Here is a 260-nt window from a genome sequence, read left to right as displayed (position 1 = left end):
GCCGGTTCGCCGAGCACGGTCTGGCCGGCCTGTCCGACCGCGAGCGGTCGGGGCGGCCGCCGTCCTTCACCGCATTGCAGGTGGCCCAGGTCAAGGCCCTGGCCTGCCGACTGCCCGCCGAGAGCGGTGCCCTGAGGCTGTTTACTCCTCTGTGTAAGAGGTGATCTTGCTGGGTGCTGGTCGGGCCCCGGTTGACACCAGGAATGTGACGCACAGTGAGTGACCTGATGAACGAGACCAGCCCGTACGCCGAGCCCGTG

Annotated in this window: 1 protein-coding gene; it reads left to right on the top strand. The window is 68.1% G+C overall.

Annotated features, from left to right (window positions below; genetic code table 11):
- The coding region (locus tag C1I97_RS39110; RefSeq protein ID WP_258382967.1) for a helix-turn-helix domain-containing protein at nt 1-164 on the top strand (164 nt) is incomplete at its 5' end.
- Between the last annotated feature and the right edge of the window lie 96 nt (nt 165-260).

The sequence above is a fragment of the Streptomyces sp. NTH33 genome (assembly GCF_003236365.1).
In the GTDB taxonomy this organism is placed as follows: domain Bacteria; phylum Actinomycetota; class Actinomycetes; order Streptomycetales; family Streptomycetaceae; genus Streptomyces.
Note: the sequence above shows the minus strand (reverse complement) of the source record. Positions and strands in the feature narration are given on the sequence as shown.